Consider the following 14825-nt stretch of genomic DNA (forward strand, 5'->3'; position numbering starts at 1 on the left):
GGTTGTCGACTAGGCTGGTAGGAGCGAGCTCGCTCCTACAAAAATGCCTATGAAGCCCAGAAGAGGTGCGCCATGAGTCAGCTGCTCGAACCTTATACCCTGCGCCAATTGACCCTGCTCAACCGCATCGCGGTTTCACCCATGTGCCAATACTCCAGCGACGATGGCCTGGCCAATGACTGGCACCTGGTGCATCTCGGCAGCCGGGCCGTGGGTGGCGCCGGGCTGATTTTTACCGAGGCCACGGCGGTGACCGCCGATGGCCGTATCACCGCCCAGGACCTGGGCCTGTGGAACGACGCCCAGATCGAACCGTTGCGGCGCATCACCCGTTTTATCGCGGCCCAGGGCGCGGTGGCTGGGATCCAGCTGGCCCATGCCGGGCGCAAGGCCAGCACCCATCGGCCATGGATCGGCAAACACGGTAGCGTCAAGCCGGAGGAGGGCGGCTGGGTGCCGGTGGGGCCCTCGCCGATTGCCTTCGACCCCAATCACACCCAGCCCAAGCCACTGGACGAAGGGCAGATCCAGCAAGTGATCGCCGACTTTGTCGCCGCCGCCAAGCGCGCTTTGACCGCAGGCTTTGAAGTGGTGGAAATCCACGCCGCCCACGGGTATCTGCTGCACCAGTTCCTCTCGCCGATCAGCAACCAGCGTCAGGATCACTATGGCGGCTCCTTCGAAAACCGCATTCGCCTGGTGCTGGAAGTGACCAGGGCCGTGCGTGCCGTGTGGCCAGAGGAGCTGCCGCTGTTTGTGCGCGTGTCGGCCACCGACTGGGTGGAAGATGGTTGGAACCCGGATGAAACCGTGGAGTTGGCGCGCCGCCTGAAAGACTTGGGCGTTGACTTGATCGACGTGTCCTCTGGCGGCACCGCTGCCAATGCCGAGATTCCCACCGGCCCCGGCTATCAGACGCGCTTCGCCGAGCGAGTGCGCAAGGAGTCGGGCATCGCCACCGGCACGGTTGGCATGATTACCGAACCGGCCCAGGCCGAGCATATCCTGCGCACTTGCCAGGCCGACATCATCTTCCTGGCCCGGGAACTGCTCCGCGACCCGTACTGGCCTTTGCATGCCGACGATGATCTGGGTGGGCGCAAGGCCATCTGGCCCGCGCAATACCAGCGCGCCACCCACCGCGACCAGCCGATTCATGAGTCGGATCTGCGCGATTGATCCTGCACACGGCCCTACCGGACCCACCCTGACACGGTGGGTTTTTTCTTGCTCGCGTTTATAGGAAGGCTGATCCTTGGCGGTTGTTAAGCAGGAGAAGCTTATGCTGGTGGAACGCGCGTTAACCGAAGACGATATCCCTTTGCTGGCAACCATCGATCGTACGGAGCTGATCCCGGCGTGCTATCGCATGGACTGCGGCGAACTGGTGTTGTATGCCACACATCATGATATGCGCGGCTGGCCCGAAGGCGAGGCTGAACAGGATGCGGTGGCGCTGCATGCCTGCCTCCAGCGCGGCGGGTGGTTGTGGGGCGTATTCGACGGCCCGGTGCTGGTCGCCGCAGTGGTGGTGGACAATCGGTCCTTCCATCACCAGGGCTTGCTGATGCGGCAGTTGAAATTCCTGCATGTGAGCCATAGTGCCCGCGGTACTGGCCTGGGCGGTCGGTTGTTGGCGCTGGCTTGCGAGCACGGCCGGCAAGTGGAGGTCCAAGCGCTCTATATCTCGGCGACGGAGTCGCGTAACACCGTGGACTTTTACCTGCGCCATGGTTGCCATTTGTTGCAGCAACCCCACGCTGAGCTTTATGCGCAAGAACCGCTAGACATCCACCTGTATCGACCCCTGCGTGAGTAATGGCTGTAGGCTTTTATTACCGACGTTATTTTTTTAAGTTAATACTCTAAAAAAATCCCACGAATGGTGAGATAGTTTCTACGCTAAGGGTAAGCCCGCCTCCTGGCCCAGGGAGACAGGCGGTTGGTCCGCGAAGCCGTTGCGCTTCCCGGGAGTTGGGAAATGGGCACCAGGAGTGTTTGACTGATATCAGGAGTAGCGGTCCATGGCCAAGTCCTATGGCGTAGCGGGTGCGGTGGCGTCTTTTCTGAGTCGCCGGATGTCCTTGCGGGGTCGAAGGTTGAGTTCAGATGAGATGGAGTTGCTGGTGCAATACCGGGCGCTGACCGAGAGCGATCAGGTGGCGATGCGCTATCTGATTGGCGCGATGAAAAGCGTGTCGCGATTCTGAGCCAAATCCGATCATTCCCACGTTATTGCGTGGGAATGATCGTGCAGTGTGGCATCAGGTGTATTTGCGTTGCTCTGGGGCAGGTGGGAAGTACTGATACAGCCAGGTTTCACTGAGGGTGCGGTCCTGGGTTCGTATAAACAGGCGCAATTCGACGGGTTCCACGCTGTCGCTGGTGGGGTACCAGTCGAACAGGATGCGGTAGCCCTTGATGTTGTCCAGCACCAGCACACTGAAGTCCTTCACCTCACCATGGGAACAGGTCACCACGGGCTCGATGCCGGTGCCCGCTGGCAGGCGATCCAGGCCGCCGCCCTTGAAGTCCACGGCGAAACGCCGCGCCCATACCTTCGGATAATGCTCGCCGGGTGCCCAGCCTTCGGTAAAGCCGCCCATGCCGGAACGGGTCGCATCGACCTGTGCCAGCGGCGTGCTCACTGGCGGCAGTGCGCTCCAGTACAGCTTGTAGCCGTAGTTGAGCGAATCACCGGCGGCCACAGGCTTTTTCGGGGTCCAGAAGGCCACGATATTGTCCAGGGTTTCGCCAGTGGTGGGGATTTCCAGCAAGTCGATGGAGCCTTCGCCCCAGGCCGTGGTCGGTTCAACCCACAGGCTTGGGCGTTTGCTGTACCAGTCGACGGTGTCCTGGTAGCTGGCGAACTCATGGTCGGTCTGCACCAGGCCGAAGCCTTTGGGGTTGGTGTCGGCGAACGCGTTGAATTGCAACTTGGCCGGGTTGTTCAGGGGGCGGCAGATCCACTCGCCGTTGCCGCGTCACATGGCCAGGCGGTCCGAGTCGTGGATTTGCGGGTGGATGGTGTCGCACATGCGGCGCTCATGGGTGCCGCAGCTGAACATACTGGTCATGGGCGCGATGCCCAGTTGCTCGATGGCGGTGCGCGCATTGATGTGCGCGTCGATCGCCATCACCACTTGGTTGGCCTGGCAGTCGATGTCGAAGCGGTAGGCACCGGTGGCGCTTGGCGAGTCGAGCAGGGCGTAGACCACAAAGCGCGTGGCGTCCTTGTCCGGAGTTTCGAACCAGAACTGCGTGAAATCGGGGAACTCCTCGCGTTTTTTCGCGTAGGTATCAATCGCCAGGCCACGCGCCGAGAGGCCGTACTGGCCGGTGGAATCCACCGCACGGAAGTAGCTGGCGCCCAGAAACGACAGCACGTCATGGCGGTCCAGCTCCGGCGCCTTGAACAGCTTGAAACCGGAGAAACCCAGGTCGCCGGTCAATTGCTGGGTGTCCACCGTGGTTTTTTCATAGTTGAACAACGACGGGCGAAAATGCACTTCGCGGGCTTCACGGGTCTTGGGGTCGACGCTGTGCATGCGCACCGGCGTCTTGAAGCCCATGCCGACGTGGAAGAAATGCACGTCCAGTTGGCCGTTCAACTCTTTCCACAGCGAATGGTTACGGTCATAGCCGATGGCGTTGAAATTCTGCGGGGTCATGGTAGCCAGGGTTGGCGGCAGCACCTGCTTAGTGTCCTGGTAGCCACGGGTGGCCAATTGCTTGGCCTGGGCCTTGAGCGCTTCGAAATCGAACGCCACGGCCTTGCCATCGGCAGCCCGATTCCCGGCCCAGGCCTGCGCGGCCAGCAGGCCACTGGCCGACAAACCGGTGTAAGCCGCAATGGCCATGGATGCTTTGAGCAAATTCCTGCGGTGCATAGAGACAACCTGTCGTGAGCAAATCCCGCGCCGTTCCTGGCACGTAGCGGATCAGAAATAACGGTTCGGACATGCCTTCGGCCAAACGCAACGGACAATAAACAGACGCCGGATAGCTTAAGCGGTTCGATGAACAAGGCAAATTGATTGATGGCGGGATGATGGCGTTGCATATGCAACAAGACATTTCCAGCATCGCAGTAGAACGTTACATCTGGAAGCACTCTAGATCGCGGCTTTTTGGCACTTAGTTTTACGCTGGAGGCCTATTGGTCCTACGAACCCAAGTGTCTGGAGGCTACGAATGAATACCCGTGGATTGCTCGATCAACTGCTTAAGTCTGGCCAGGATATGTTGCAAAACAAGGCGGGTGGGCAGCCTAAGTCGAATGACAAGGGCGCCCTCGGCGGCTTGCTCAGCGGTGGCGGGCTCGGCAGCATGCTCGGCGGTGCAGGCGGCGGGGCCCTGGCGGCGGGAGCCATGGGCTTGCTGCTGGGCAACAAGAAGGCGCGTAAATTCGGTGGCAAAGCGCTCACCTACGGCGGCCTGGCCGCACTGGGTGTGATTGCCTACAAGGCTTACGGCAACTGGCAGTCCCAGCAGGCCAGCGCGCCCCAAGGCGAGCCGCAAACCATCGACCGCCTGCCAGCGGCCCAGGTTGAACAACACAGCCAAGGCATTCTCAAGGCATTGGTGGCCGCGGCCAAGGCTGACGGCCATGTGGATGAGCGCGAGCGTGCCTTGATCGAAGGCGAGTTTACCAAGCTGGATAACGACCAGGAGTTGCAACACTGGCTGCACGCCGAACTCAACAAGCCCCTGGACCCCACCGACGTCGCCCGCGCCGCCAGCACCCCGGAAATGGCCGCCGAAATGTACATCGCCAGCGTGATGCTGGTGGACGAAGAAAACTTCATGGAAAAAGCCTACCTGGACGAACTGGCCCGCCAACTGAAACTTGAGCCCGGCTTGAAGCTTGAGTTGGAAAAACAAGTGCGGCTTAACGCATAAACAAGGCCGCACGCCAATCAAAAATGTGGGAGCGGGCTTGCTCGCGAATGCGGTAGACCAGTCACTCTATTTCTGGCTGACTCACCGCATCCGCGAGCAAGCCCGCTCCCACTTTTGCATTCTGTGCACTGCACATCAAAAGCCTTGATAAAAGCGCGCAGCCGCTCAGCTATACTCCCCTCCATTTGAATGGCCCTGCGAGGAATTACTGTGAAGAACTGGACCCTGCGCCAAAGGATTTTGGCGAGCTTTGCGGTAATTATCGCGATCATGCTGCTGATGGTCGTGGTCTCGTATTCGCGCTTGCTGAAAATCGAAATCAGCGAAAACTCAGTGCGGGACGATGCGGTGCCCGGGGTGTTTTTCAGCTCGATGATTCGCAGCGCCTGGGTCGACAGCTACCTGCAAACCCAGGAGTTGGTCGGAATCCACGAGAACCAGGGCATTTCCGAAACCGACAAACAGGATTACAAGTCTTTCGAAGCTCGGCTTGAGCAGCATATGGCCAGCTACGCGGGGACGATCAATATCACCCAGGATCGCACCGAATTCGATGCCTTCGAAAAACTGCACCAGAGCTACAACCAGATTCTCGCCCAGGTTTTGGCGGCCCATCAGAGCAATAACGCCGCCGAAGCACTGAGGTTGTTCAACGAGCAACTGACCCCCGCCTGGACAGCAGGCCGCATGAAGCTCAATGACATTATCAATGAGAACAAGCAGGTCGCCGACAACGCCACCGCCGCCATCGATGATGCGGTAGCGGCCGCGAAGATCAGCATGGGCGTCTCGCTGTTGCTGGCGATTCTCGCCGCCGCGCTGTGTGGCCTGTTGCTGATGCGCGCGATCATGGCGCCGATGCAGCGCATCGTTCAAATCCTCGAAGTCATGCGCACCGGTGACCTGAGCAAGCGCCTGAACCTGGAGCGCAAGGACGAATTCAACGCGGTTGAAACCGGCTTCAACGACATGATGACCGAGCTGACTGCCCTGGTGTCCCAGGCGCAGCGTTCATCGGTGCAGGTCACCACCTCGGTCACCGAGATTGCCGCGACCTCCAAGCAGCAACAGGCGACCGCGACAGAAACCGCAGCCACCACCACCGAAATCGGCGCCACTTCCCGCGAAATTGCCGCCACGTCCAAGGACTTGGTCCGCACCATGACCGAAGTGTCCACCGCCGCCGACCAGGCCTCGGTGGCTGCCGGTTCCGGCCAGCAGGGCCTGGCCCGCATGGAAGAAACCATGCACTCGGTGATGGGCGCCGCCGACCTGGTCAACGCCAAGCTGGCGATCCTCAATGAGAAGGCCGGCAATATCAACCAGGTGGTGGTGACCATCGTCAAGGTGGCCGACCAGACCAACCTGTTGTCCCTGAATGCGGCCATCGAGGCTGAGAAAGCCGGTGAGTACGGGCGCGGCTTTGCCGTGGTTGCCACCGAAGTGCGCCGCCTGGCCGACCAGACCGCTGTGGCGACCTACGACATCGAGCAGATGGTGCGTGAAATCCAGTCGGCGGTGTCGGCGGGGGTGATGGGCATGGACAAGTTCTCCGAGGAGGTGCGCCGTGGCATGTCGGAGGTGCAGCAAGTGGGCGAGCAACTGTCGCAGATCATCCATCAGGTACAGGCCCTGGCGCCGCGGGTGTTGATGGTCAACGAAGGCATGCAGGCCCAGGCCACCGGCGCCGAGCAGATCAACCATGCGCTGGTGCAATTGGGCGATGCCAGCAGCCAGACCGTCGAATCCCTGCGCCAGGCCAGCTTTGCCATTGATGAACTGAGCCAGGTTGCGGTCGGTCTGCGCAGCGGCGTCTCGCGTTTCAAAGTCTGATGAGTGAGCTCGCGGCTAAACGCGGTGCCGTCCCGGCAGCGAAAAAGGCATTGTTTCTGGTGTTTCGCATCGGCAACGAACGCTTTGCCCTCAAGGCCACAGAAGTGGCCGAGGTGCTGCCGCGCCTGGCGCTTAAACCTATCGCCCAAGCGCCCTTATGGGTGGCGGGTATCTTCGCCCATCGTGGGGCGCTGGTGCCGGTCATCGACTTGAGCGCCCTGACGTTCGGCACTTCGGCCCAGGCGCGTACCAGTACGCGCCTGGTGTTGGTCAATTATCAGCCGCAGCCTTGGAGTGAGGCGCGTTGGCTAGGGCTGATCCTGGAACAGGCCACCGACACCCTGCGTTGCGACCCCGCCGAATTTCAGCCCTATGGCCTGGACAATCAGCAGGCGCCATACCTGGGGCCGGTGCGCGAGGACGCACAGGGCTTGATGCAGTGGATTGGCGTCGCGGATCTGTTGACCGCGCCAGTGCGTGCCTTGCTGTTTTCCGCCGAGTTGAGCCTATGAGCAATGACCCGCGGTTTTTCGCGTTCTTGAAAGAACGCATCGGCCTGGACGTCGCTTCGGTGGGCGAGGCGATCATCGAGCGCGCGGTGCGCCAGCGCTGCCAGTCGTCCCAGTCGCCGTCGGCGGAGGCTTACTGGCAACACCTGCAAACCTCCCATGACGAGCAGCAGGCGCTGATCGAAGCGGTGATCGTCCCCGAGACCTGGTTTTTCCGCTATCCCGAATCCTTTGCAACCCTGGCTCGCCTGGCCCAGGCACGCTTGGCCGAGATCAACCAGATGCGCGCCCTGCGTATTCTCAGCCTGCCGTGTTCGACCGGCGAAGAGCCCTATTCGATTGCCATGGCCTTGCTCGATGCGGGGTTGGCGCCCCACCAGTTCAAAGTGCAAGGCATGGACGTCAGCCCGCTGTCGGTGGAGCGCGCGCGGCGGGGCGTGTATGGCAAGAACTCGTTTCGCGGCGCCGATCTTGAGTTTCGCGACCGCCACTTCACTGAAGACGCAGGCGGTTACCGCATCGCCGACCGGGTGCGTGAACAAGTGCGCCTGCAAGTCGGCAACTTGCTGGACCCGGCACTGCTGGCGAACGAGCCGACCTACGATTTTGTATTCTGCCGCAACTTGCTGATCTACTTCGACCAGCCGACCCAGAAACAGGTCTTTGATGTGCTCAAGGCTTTGACTCACGTGGACGGCGTGCTGTTTATCGGCCCGGCCGAGGGCAGCCTGCTGGGGCGCCACGGCATGCGCTCCATCGGCGTGCCGCAGTCCTTTGCCTTCAGTCGGCATGTAGAACCGGCCGCGCCGGCTGCACCTGTGATCAAACCGACGCCCGCGCCGCTACCGCAGCGCAGGGCGGCGCCGATACCGCTCAAGCCGCGACCGTTCAGCTCGGTCACCCCCCACGTGCCACCGGTCAAAGCTACGCATACCGATGCAGGGGATCTGCTCAGCCAGATCGCAACCCTGGCCAACGAGGGCAAAAGTGCCGAGGCCCGAGCGGCCTGCGAGCGGTATTTGAGCAGTCACCCGCCGGCCGCCCAGGTGTTTTACTGGTTGGGGCTGCTCAGCGATGTGGCTGGCAGTGCCCTGGAGGCCCAGGGGTATTACCGAAAAGCTCTGTATCTGGAACCGCAGCATCCCCAGGCCCTGATGCACCTGGCCGCGTTGCTCGAGTCCCAGGGTGACAGTGTCGGCGCGCGTCGTCTTCAGGCACGCGCCGCCCGTAGCGAGCGAGCTGACAGTGAGACCAAACGATGAGTAGCCCTGACGCGCTCGACACCGCAGGCCTGGACCTGACGCTGACCGATACCCAAGCCATTGACGACTGTTGGAACCGCATCGGTATTCATGGCGACAAGTCCTGCCCGCTGTTGGCCGAGCATATCCACTGCCGCAATTGCTCGGTGTATTCCGCCGCCGCCACACGCCTGCTCGACCGCTACGCACTGCAACAGGACGACCATCACGCGCAGGCAACTGCCGAAGCGGATAACGAGGTGGTCACCCGTTCGCTGTTGATGTTCCGCCTCGGCGAAGAATGGCTCGGTATCGCCACCCGTTGCCTGGTGGAAGTGGCGCCGTTGCAGCCGATCCACTCGCTGCCGCACCAGCGCTCCCGAGCGCTGCTGGGCGTGGCCAACGTACGCGGGGCGCTGGTGGCGTGCCTGTCGTTGGTGGAACTGCTGGGCCTGGACAGCACCAGTGCCGGCGCCAGCGGCGGGCGGATCATGCCGCGCATGCTGATCATCGCTGCCCAGGACGGCCCGGTCGTCGTACCGGTAGATGAAGTAGACGGCATCCACGCCATTGATGAGCGCACCTTGAAGGCTGCGTCGGTGTCCGGCACCCAGGCCAGCGCACGCTACACCCAAGGCGTGTTGCAGTGGAAAGGCCGCAGTCTGCGCTGGCTGGACGAAGTGCAATTGTTGTCCGCCGTGACCCGGAGCCTCGCATGACCCCCGACCAGATGCGCGATGCCTCGCTGTTAGAACTGTTCAGCCTGGAAGCCGATGCGCAGACCCAGGTGTTGAGCGCGGGCCTGCTGGCGCTGGAACGCAACCCGACCCAGGCCGACCAGCTCGAAGCCTGCATGCGCGCCGCGCATTCACTTAAAGGGGCGGCGCGGATTGTCGGCGTGGATGCCGGGGTCAGCGTGGCCCACGTCATGGAAGACTGCCTGGTCAGTGCCCAGGAAGGCCGCCTGTACCTGCAACCTGAACATATCGACGCGTTGCTGCAAGGCACCGACCTGCTGATGCGAATCGCCACGCCGGGCAATGACGTGGGGCCGGCGGATATCGAGGCGTACGTAGCGCTGATGGAGCGCTTGCTCGATCCCTCGCAGCCGATTGCCACGCCCGTGCCAAATCCCGAGCCCATCCCCACGCGGGTTGACGCATTGCTGCTGGAGCCCGAGCTGGAGCCCGCGCCGGTCAGCAGTGAAGCGCCGCGCCAGAGCAAACGCATGACTGAAGGCGGCGAGCGCGTGCTGCGGGTGACGGCCGAGCGCTTGAACAGCCTGTTGGACTTGTCCAGCAAATCCCTGGTGGAAACCCAGCGGCTCAAGCCGTACCTGGCCAGCCTGCAACGCCTCAAGCGCATTCAGAGCAACAGCTTGCGTGCACTGGATGCCCTGGATGGCCAGCTAAAATCCCTGGATCTGAACCTGGAAGCCCAGGAAGCCCTGGCCGATACCCGTCGCCTGCTGAGTGAAGCTCAGGCCCTGCTGGCGGAAAAAAACGCCGAGCTGGATGAGTTCGGCTGGCAGGCCGGCCAGCGCGCCCAGGTGCTCTACGACACCGCGTTGGCCTGCCGCATGCGGCCGTTTGCCGATGTGCTGGCCGGGCAGGTGCGTATGGTGCGTGACCTCGGTCGCAGCCTGGGCAAGCAAGTGCGCCTGGAGATTGAAGGCGAAAAGACCCAGGTCGACCGTGACGTGCTGGAAAAACTCGAAGCGCCGCTCACCCATTTATTGCGCAATGCCGTCGACCACGGCATCGAAACCCCTGAGCAGCGCGTGCTGGCGGGCAAGCCGGCGGAGGGCTTGATTCGCCTGCGCGCGTCCCATCAGGCCGGGTTGCTGGTGCTGGAATTGAGCGATGACGGCAACGGTGTCGACCTCGAGCGCCTGCGCGGCACTATTGTCGACCGGAATTTGTCTCCGGTGGAAACGGCTCTGCGCCTGAGCGAAGAGGAGCTACTGACCTTCCTGTTCCTGCCGGGGTTCAGCCTGCGGGACAAAGTCACCGAAGTGTCCGGGCGCGGTGTGGGCCTGGACGCGGTGCAGCATATGGTTCGCCAGTTGCGCGGCGCAGTGGTGCTGGAACAGACGGCGGGGCAGGGCAGTCGCTTCCATCTTGAGGTGCCGCTGACCCTGTCGGTGGTGCGCAGCCTGGTGGTGGAAGTCGGCGAAGAAGCCTATGCGTTTCCCCTGGCGCATATCGAACGCATGTGCGACCTAGCCCCCGACGACATCGTGCAGTTGGAAGGCCGCCAGCACTTCTGGCATGAAGGCCGACACGTCGGCCTGGTTGCCGCCAGCCAGTTGCTGCAGCGCCCGCCGGGGCAGACCCCTTCAGATACCTTGAAAGTGGTGGTGATCCGCGAACGCGATGCCGTGTACGGGATTGCCGTGGAGCGCTTTATCGGCGAGCGCACGCTGGTGGTGTTGCCGCTGGATGATCGCCTGGGCAAGGTCCAGGACATTTCTGCCGGGGCCTTGCTCGATGACGGCTCGGTGGTGTTGATCGTCGATGTCGAAGACATGCTGCGTTCAGTGGACAAGCTGCTCAATACCGGCCGCCTGGAGCGCATCGCCCGGCGCAACCAGCAGGCCACCGAAGCGCCGCGCAAGCGCGTGCTGGTGGTGGACGACTCACTGACGGTGCGCGAGCTGCAACGCAAATTGTTACTCAACCGGGGTTATGAAGTTGCCGTGGCGGTCGATGGCATGGATGGCTGGAACGCATTGCGCTCCGAGGACTTCGACCTGCTTATCACGGATATTGATATGCCTCGCATGGACGGTATTGAATTGGTCACACTTTTGCGCCGTGACAGTCGCCTGCAATCATTGCCGGTGATGGTGGTTTCCTACAAGGATCGTGAAGAAGACCGCCGCCGTGGCCTCGACGCCGGGGCCGACTATTATCTAGCCAAAGCCAGTTTCCATGACGACGCCTTGCTCGACGCCGTGGTTGAACTGATTGGAGGCGCCCGGGCATGAGGATTGCGATCGTCAATGACATGCCCCTGGCCGTAGAGGCCTTGCGCCGTGCCTTGAGTTACGAGCCCGCCCACGAGGTGGTGTGGGTGGCCAGCAATGGCCTGGAAGCGGTGCAGCGTTGCGCCGAGCTGACCCCGGACCTGATCCTGATGGACTTGATCATGCCGGTGATGGACGGCGTGGAAGCTACCCGCCAGATCATGGCCGACACGCCATGCCCGATCGTGATCGTCACCGTTGACCGCCAGGCCAACGTCAGCCGTGTATTCGAAGCCATGGGCCACGGCGCCCTGGATGTGGTGGACACCCCGGCACTGGGCGTGGGCAACCCCAAGGATGCGGCGGCGCCCCTGTTGCGCAAGATCCTCAATATTGGCTGGCTGATCGGCCAGCGCGGCACGCGGGTGCGTGCCGAAACCCCGCCGCAGCGGGTCACCGGCAAGCGTCTACGGCTGGTGGCGATTGGTTCTTCGGCCGGTGGGCCGGCGGCCCTGGAAGTTCTGCTCAAGGGGTTGCCCCGGGATTTCCCTGCCGCCATCGTGCTAGTGCAGCATGTGGACCAGGTGTTTGCCGCTGGCATGGCCGAGTGGCTGAGCAGCGCTTCCGGCCTGCCGGTGCGCCTGGCCTGTGAAGGCGAGCCGCCTCAACCCGGCGTGGTATTGCTGGCCGGCACCAACCACCATATTCGCTTGTTGAAAAATGGCACGCTAGCCTATACCGCAGAGCCGGTGAACGAGATTTACCGGCCGTCGATCGACGTGTTTTTCGAAAGCGTCGCCAGCCACTGGAACGGTGACGCCGTCGGTGTCTTGCTCACGGGCATGGGGCGCGACGGCGCCCAGGGCCTCAAGCTGATGCGGGAACAAGGATATTTGACCATCGCCCAGGACCAACAGAGTTCGGCGGTGTATGGCATGCCCAAAGCGGCGGCGGCGATTGATGCCGCTGTTGAAATTCGCCCACTGGATAGAATTGCGCCCCGATTGCTGGAGGTCTTTGCAAAATGAACAAAAATCTCCCGCCGTGCTGGCTTGCAGGTAGTAATTCAGGTGACTGCACATGAATGATTTACAGCTCGACGACTTCAAGACCGACGAAAACGCCGCCATGGTGTTGCTGGTCGACGACCAGGCCATGATCGGTGAAGCCGTGCGGCGTGGCCTGGCCCATGAAGAAAACATCGACTTCCACTTTTGTGCCGACCCGCACCAGGCGATTGCCCAGGCGATCCGCATCAAGCCCACGGTGATCTTGCAGGACCTGGTGATGCCGGGCCTGGACGGCCTCACTCTGGTGCGCGAATACCGCAATCACCCGGCCACCGCGAATATTCCGATCATCGTGCTGTCCACCAAAGAAGACCCGCTGATCAAGAGCGCGGCCTTTGCGGCCGGGGCCAACGATTACCTGGTCAAGCTACCGGACAACATCGAGTTGGTGGCGCGCATCCGCTACCACTCGCGCTCCTACATGACCCTGTTGCAGCGCGACGCGGCCTACCGCGCGTTGCGCGTCAGCCAGCAACAGTTGCTGGACACCAACCTGGTGCTGCAACGCCTGATGAACTCCGATGGCCTGACCGGGCTGTCCAACCGCCGCCACTTCGACGAATACCTGGAGTTGGAATGGCGCCGCGCCATGCGCGACCAGACCCAACTGTCGCTGCTGATGATCGACGTGGATTTCTTCAAGACCTTCAACGACAGCTTCGGCCACGTCGAGGGCGACGAAGCCTTGCGCAAAGTCGCCAACACCATCCGTGAAGCCAGCAGCCGCCCTTCGGATTTGCCGGCGCGCTACGGCGGCGAGGAGTTCGCGCTGGTCCTGCCCAACACCTCACCGGGCGGCGCACGCCTGGTCGCGGAAAAGCTGCGCATGGCGGTAGCGGCGTTGAAAATCCCGCACATCGCCCCGGCTGAAGGTGCCAGCCTGACCATCAGTATTGGGCTGTCGACGTTGACGCCGGTCCAGGGTACCGATTGTCGGCAGTTGATCATGGCGGCGGACAAGGGGTTATACACGGCCAAGAATAATGGGCGTAATCAGGTGGGCATCGAATAATCCCAAGCGCCGGGCGCCTCTGTGGGAGCAGGTAAGCCAGCTCCCACATTTGATCGCTATCTGGCTATGGATCCTGTACAAACCGCCGCCTTTTCGGCCAAGCGGACTGCCGTTCGCAGCCGTTTGCCGTTATACTCGCCGGCTTTCAAAAGTTCGCCAACGAGTGCTGCCCGCCATGGAAATCAACCCGATCCTTAACACCATCAAGGACCTGTCCGAGCGCTCCGAAACTATTCGGGGGTATCTTTGACTACGATCAAAAGCATGAGCGTCTGACCGAGGTCAATCGCGAGCTTGAAGATCCGAGTGTCTGGAACAAACCTGAGTACGCCCAGGAACTGGGGCGCGAGCGCGCTGCGCTGGCACAGATCGTCGATACCCTCGACGAACTGAACACCGGCCTGGGTGATTGCCGCGACCTGCTGGACATGGCCGTCGAAGAAAACGACGAAGGCGCAGTGGGCGATGTCGTCGCCGAGCTGGCCCGTCTCGAGGAAAACCTCGCCAAGCTTGAATTCCGCCGCATGTTCAGCCATGAAATGGACCCGAACAACGCCTATCTGGATATCCAGGCCGGTTCCGGTGGCACCGAGGCCCAGGACTGGGCCAACATCCTGCTGCGCATGTACCTGCGCTGGGCCGACAAACGCGGTTTCGACGCGACCATCATGGAACTGTCCGCCGGTGAAGTGGCCGGTATCAAGGGCGCGACCGTGCACATCAAGGGCGAATATGCCTTTGGCTGGCTGCGCACCGAGATCGGCGTGCACCGCCTGGTGCGCAAGAGCCCGTTCGACTCCGGCAACCGTCGCCACACCTCATTCTCTGCGGTGTTCGTCTCGCCAGAGATCGACGACAAAGTGGAAATCGAGATCAACCCGGCCGACCTGCGGATCGACACCTACCGTTCCTCCGGCGCCGGTGGCCAGCACGTAAACACCACCGACTCGGCCGTACGTATTACCCACGTACCGACCAACACCGTGGTCAGCTGCCAGAACGAACGTTCCCAGCACGCCAACAAGGACACCGCCATGAAAATGCTGCGGGCCAAGTTGTACGAGCAGGAAATGCAGAAGCGCAACGCCGCTTCCCAGGCGCTGGAAGACACCAAGTCGGATATCGGCTGGGGCCACCAGATCCGTTCGTACGTGCTCGATGCCTCGCGGATCAAGGATCTGCGCACTAACATCGAACGCAGCGACTGCGACAAGGTACTCGACGGCGATATCGACGAATACCTGGAAGCCAGCCTGAAATCCGGCCTCTAATACCCTCTGTGGGAGCGGG

Annotated in this window: 12 protein-coding genes and 1 pseudogene; 12 read left to right on the forward strand and 1 reads right to left on the reverse strand. The window is 61.9% G+C overall.

Translation table 11 applies throughout. The annotated features are described in order from the left end of the window. Nucleotides 1-72: 72 nt before the first annotated feature. The 3 genes from AB4P90_RS06980 to AB4P90_RS06990 all read left to right on the forward strand — a co-directional run bounded on the left by AB4P90_RS06980 (nt 73) and on the right by AB4P90_RS06990 (nt 2210). Nucleotides 73-1179, forward strand: a complete 1107-nt coding sequence (locus AB4P90_RS06980; RefSeq protein WP_019817719.1) for an NADH:flavin oxidoreductase/NADH oxidase — start codon at nt 73-75, stop codon at nt 1177-1179. Between the two features lie 103 nt (nt 1180-1282). Then, on the forward strand, nt 1283-1819 hold the full coding sequence (locus AB4P90_RS06985; RefSeq protein WP_014717189.1) for a GNAT family N-acetyltransferase: 537 nt from the start codon (nt 1283-1285) through the stop codon (nt 1817-1819). A 205-nt stretch (nt 1820-2024) separates the two neighbouring features. Beyond that, nucleotides 2025-2210, forward strand: coding sequence for a hypothetical protein (locus tag AB4P90_RS06990; RefSeq protein ID WP_014717190.1), 186 nt, complete (start codon nt 2025-2027; stop codon nt 2208-2210). Nucleotides 2211-2264: 54 nt separating this feature from the next. On the opposite strand, the pseudogene AB4P90_RS06995 reads toward AB4P90_RS06990, so the two are convergent. After that, a pseudogene (locus tag AB4P90_RS06995) lies at nt 2265-3890 on the reverse strand (glucan biosynthesis protein D). A 304-nt stretch (nt 3891-4194) separates the two neighbouring features. Between AB4P90_RS06995 and AB4P90_RS07000 the strand changes: the two are divergent. From AB4P90_RS07000 to prfB, 9 genes are all read left to right on the forward strand, one after another. Next, the gene (locus tag AB4P90_RS07000; RefSeq protein WP_014717192.1) at nt 4195-4902 is read left to right on the forward strand and encodes a tellurite resistance TerB family protein; all 708 of its coding nucleotides are present in this window, start codon (nt 4195-4197) and stop codon (nt 4900-4902) included. Between the two features lie 210 nt (nt 4903-5112). Beyond that, the gene (locus AB4P90_RS07005; protein ID WP_014717193.1) at nt 5113-6735 is read left to right on the forward strand and encodes a methyl-accepting chemotaxis protein; all 1623 of its coding nucleotides are present in this window, start codon (nt 5113-5115) and stop codon (nt 6733-6735) included. Next, nucleotides 6735-7247 (forward strand): chemotaxis protein CheW, encoded by a 513-nt coding sequence (locus AB4P90_RS07010; protein WP_014717194.1) that lies wholly within the window; start codon nt 6735-6737, stop codon nt 7245-7247. The genes AB4P90_RS07005 and AB4P90_RS07010 overlap by 1 nt, the downstream gene beginning before the upstream one ends. Continuing rightward, nucleotides 7244-8506 carry a protein-glutamate O-methyltransferase CheR gene (locus AB4P90_RS07015; RefSeq protein WP_014717195.1) on the forward strand — a complete coding sequence of 421 codons (1263 nt, stop codon included), beginning with the start codon at nt 7244-7246 and terminating at the stop codon, nt 8504-8506. Before AB4P90_RS07010 ends, AB4P90_RS07015 begins: the two co-directional genes overlap by 4 nt. Next, on the forward strand, nt 8503-9204 hold the full coding sequence (locus tag AB4P90_RS07020) for a chemotaxis protein CheW (RefSeq protein ID WP_014717196.1): 702 nt from the start codon (nt 8503-8505) through the stop codon (nt 9202-9204). Before AB4P90_RS07015 ends, AB4P90_RS07020 begins: the two co-directional genes overlap by 4 nt. Then, nucleotides 9201-11474 (forward strand): hybrid sensor histidine kinase/response regulator, encoded by a 2274-nt coding sequence (locus AB4P90_RS07025; protein ID WP_014717197.1) that lies wholly within the window; start codon nt 9201-9203, stop codon nt 11472-11474. The genes AB4P90_RS07020 and AB4P90_RS07025 overlap by 4 nt, the downstream gene beginning before the upstream one ends. Further along, the gene (locus tag AB4P90_RS07030) at nt 11471-12481 is read left to right on the forward strand and encodes a chemotaxis response regulator protein-glutamate methylesterase (RefSeq protein WP_019817723.1); all 1011 of its coding nucleotides are present in this window, start codon (nt 11471-11473) and stop codon (nt 12479-12481) included. Before AB4P90_RS07025 ends, AB4P90_RS07030 begins: the two co-directional genes overlap by 4 nt. Before the next feature lie 52 nt (nt 12482-12533). Then, nucleotides 12534-13535, forward strand: coding sequence for a PleD family two-component system response regulator (locus tag AB4P90_RS07035; RefSeq protein ID WP_014717198.1), 1002 nt, complete (start codon nt 12534-12536; stop codon nt 13533-13535). 175 nt (nt 13536-13710) lie between these two features. Next, nucleotides 13711-14806 (forward strand): peptide chain release factor 2 gene (gene prfB, locus AB4P90_RS07040; RefSeq protein ID WP_096001736.1). Its coding sequence is split into 2 segments (ribosomal slippage): nt 13711-13782 and nt 13784-14806, totalling 1095 coding nucleotides; the frame shifts between segments, so codons are not numbered across the junction. Nucleotides 14807-14825: the final 19 nt, after the last annotated feature.

The sequence above is a fragment of the Pseudomonas sp. B16120 genome (assembly GCF_044218845.1).
Classification (GTDB): domain Bacteria; phylum Pseudomonadota; class Gammaproteobacteria; order Pseudomonadales; family Pseudomonadaceae; genus Aquipseudomonas; species Aquipseudomonas paracarnis.

Bases quoted from the DNA above. Each gene is read 5' to 3' on its own strand.
- AB4P90_RS06990 (WP_014717190.1), top strand. From the start codon at position 2,025: ATGGCCAAGTCCTATGGCGTAGCGGGTGCGGTGGCGTCTTTTCTGAGT.
- AB4P90_RS07020 (WP_014717196.1), top strand. From the start codon at position 8,503: ATGAGTAGCCCTGACGCGCTCGACACCGCAGGCCTGGACCTGACGCTG.
- AB4P90_RS07015 (WP_014717195.1), top strand. From the start codon at position 7,244: ATGAGCAATGACCCGCGGTTTTTCGCGTTCTTGAAAGAACGCATCGGC.
- AB4P90_RS07030 (WP_019817723.1), top strand. From the start codon at position 11,471: ATGAGGATTGCGATCGTCAATGACATGCCCCTGGCCGTAGAGGCCTTG.
- AB4P90_RS07035 (WP_014717198.1), top strand. From the start codon at position 12,534: ATGAATGATTTACAGCTCGACGACTTCAAGACCGACGAAAACGCCGCC.
- AB4P90_RS06980 (WP_019817719.1), top strand. From the start codon at position 73: ATGAGTCAGCTGCTCGAACCTTATACCCTGCGCCAATTGACCCTGCTC.
- AB4P90_RS06985 (WP_014717189.1), top strand. From the start codon at position 1,283: ATGCTGGTGGAACGCGCGTTAACCGAAGACGATATCCCTTTGCTGGCA.
- AB4P90_RS07010 (WP_014717194.1), top strand. From the start codon at position 6,735: ATGAGTGAGCTCGCGGCTAAACGCGGTGCCGTCCCGGCAGCGAAAAAG.
- AB4P90_RS07025 (WP_014717197.1), top strand. From the start codon at position 9,201: ATGACCCCCGACCAGATGCGCGATGCCTCGCTGTTAGAACTGTTCAGC.
- AB4P90_RS07000 (WP_014717192.1), top strand. From the start codon at position 4,195: ATGAATACCCGTGGATTGCTCGATCAACTGCTTAAGTCTGGCCAGGAT.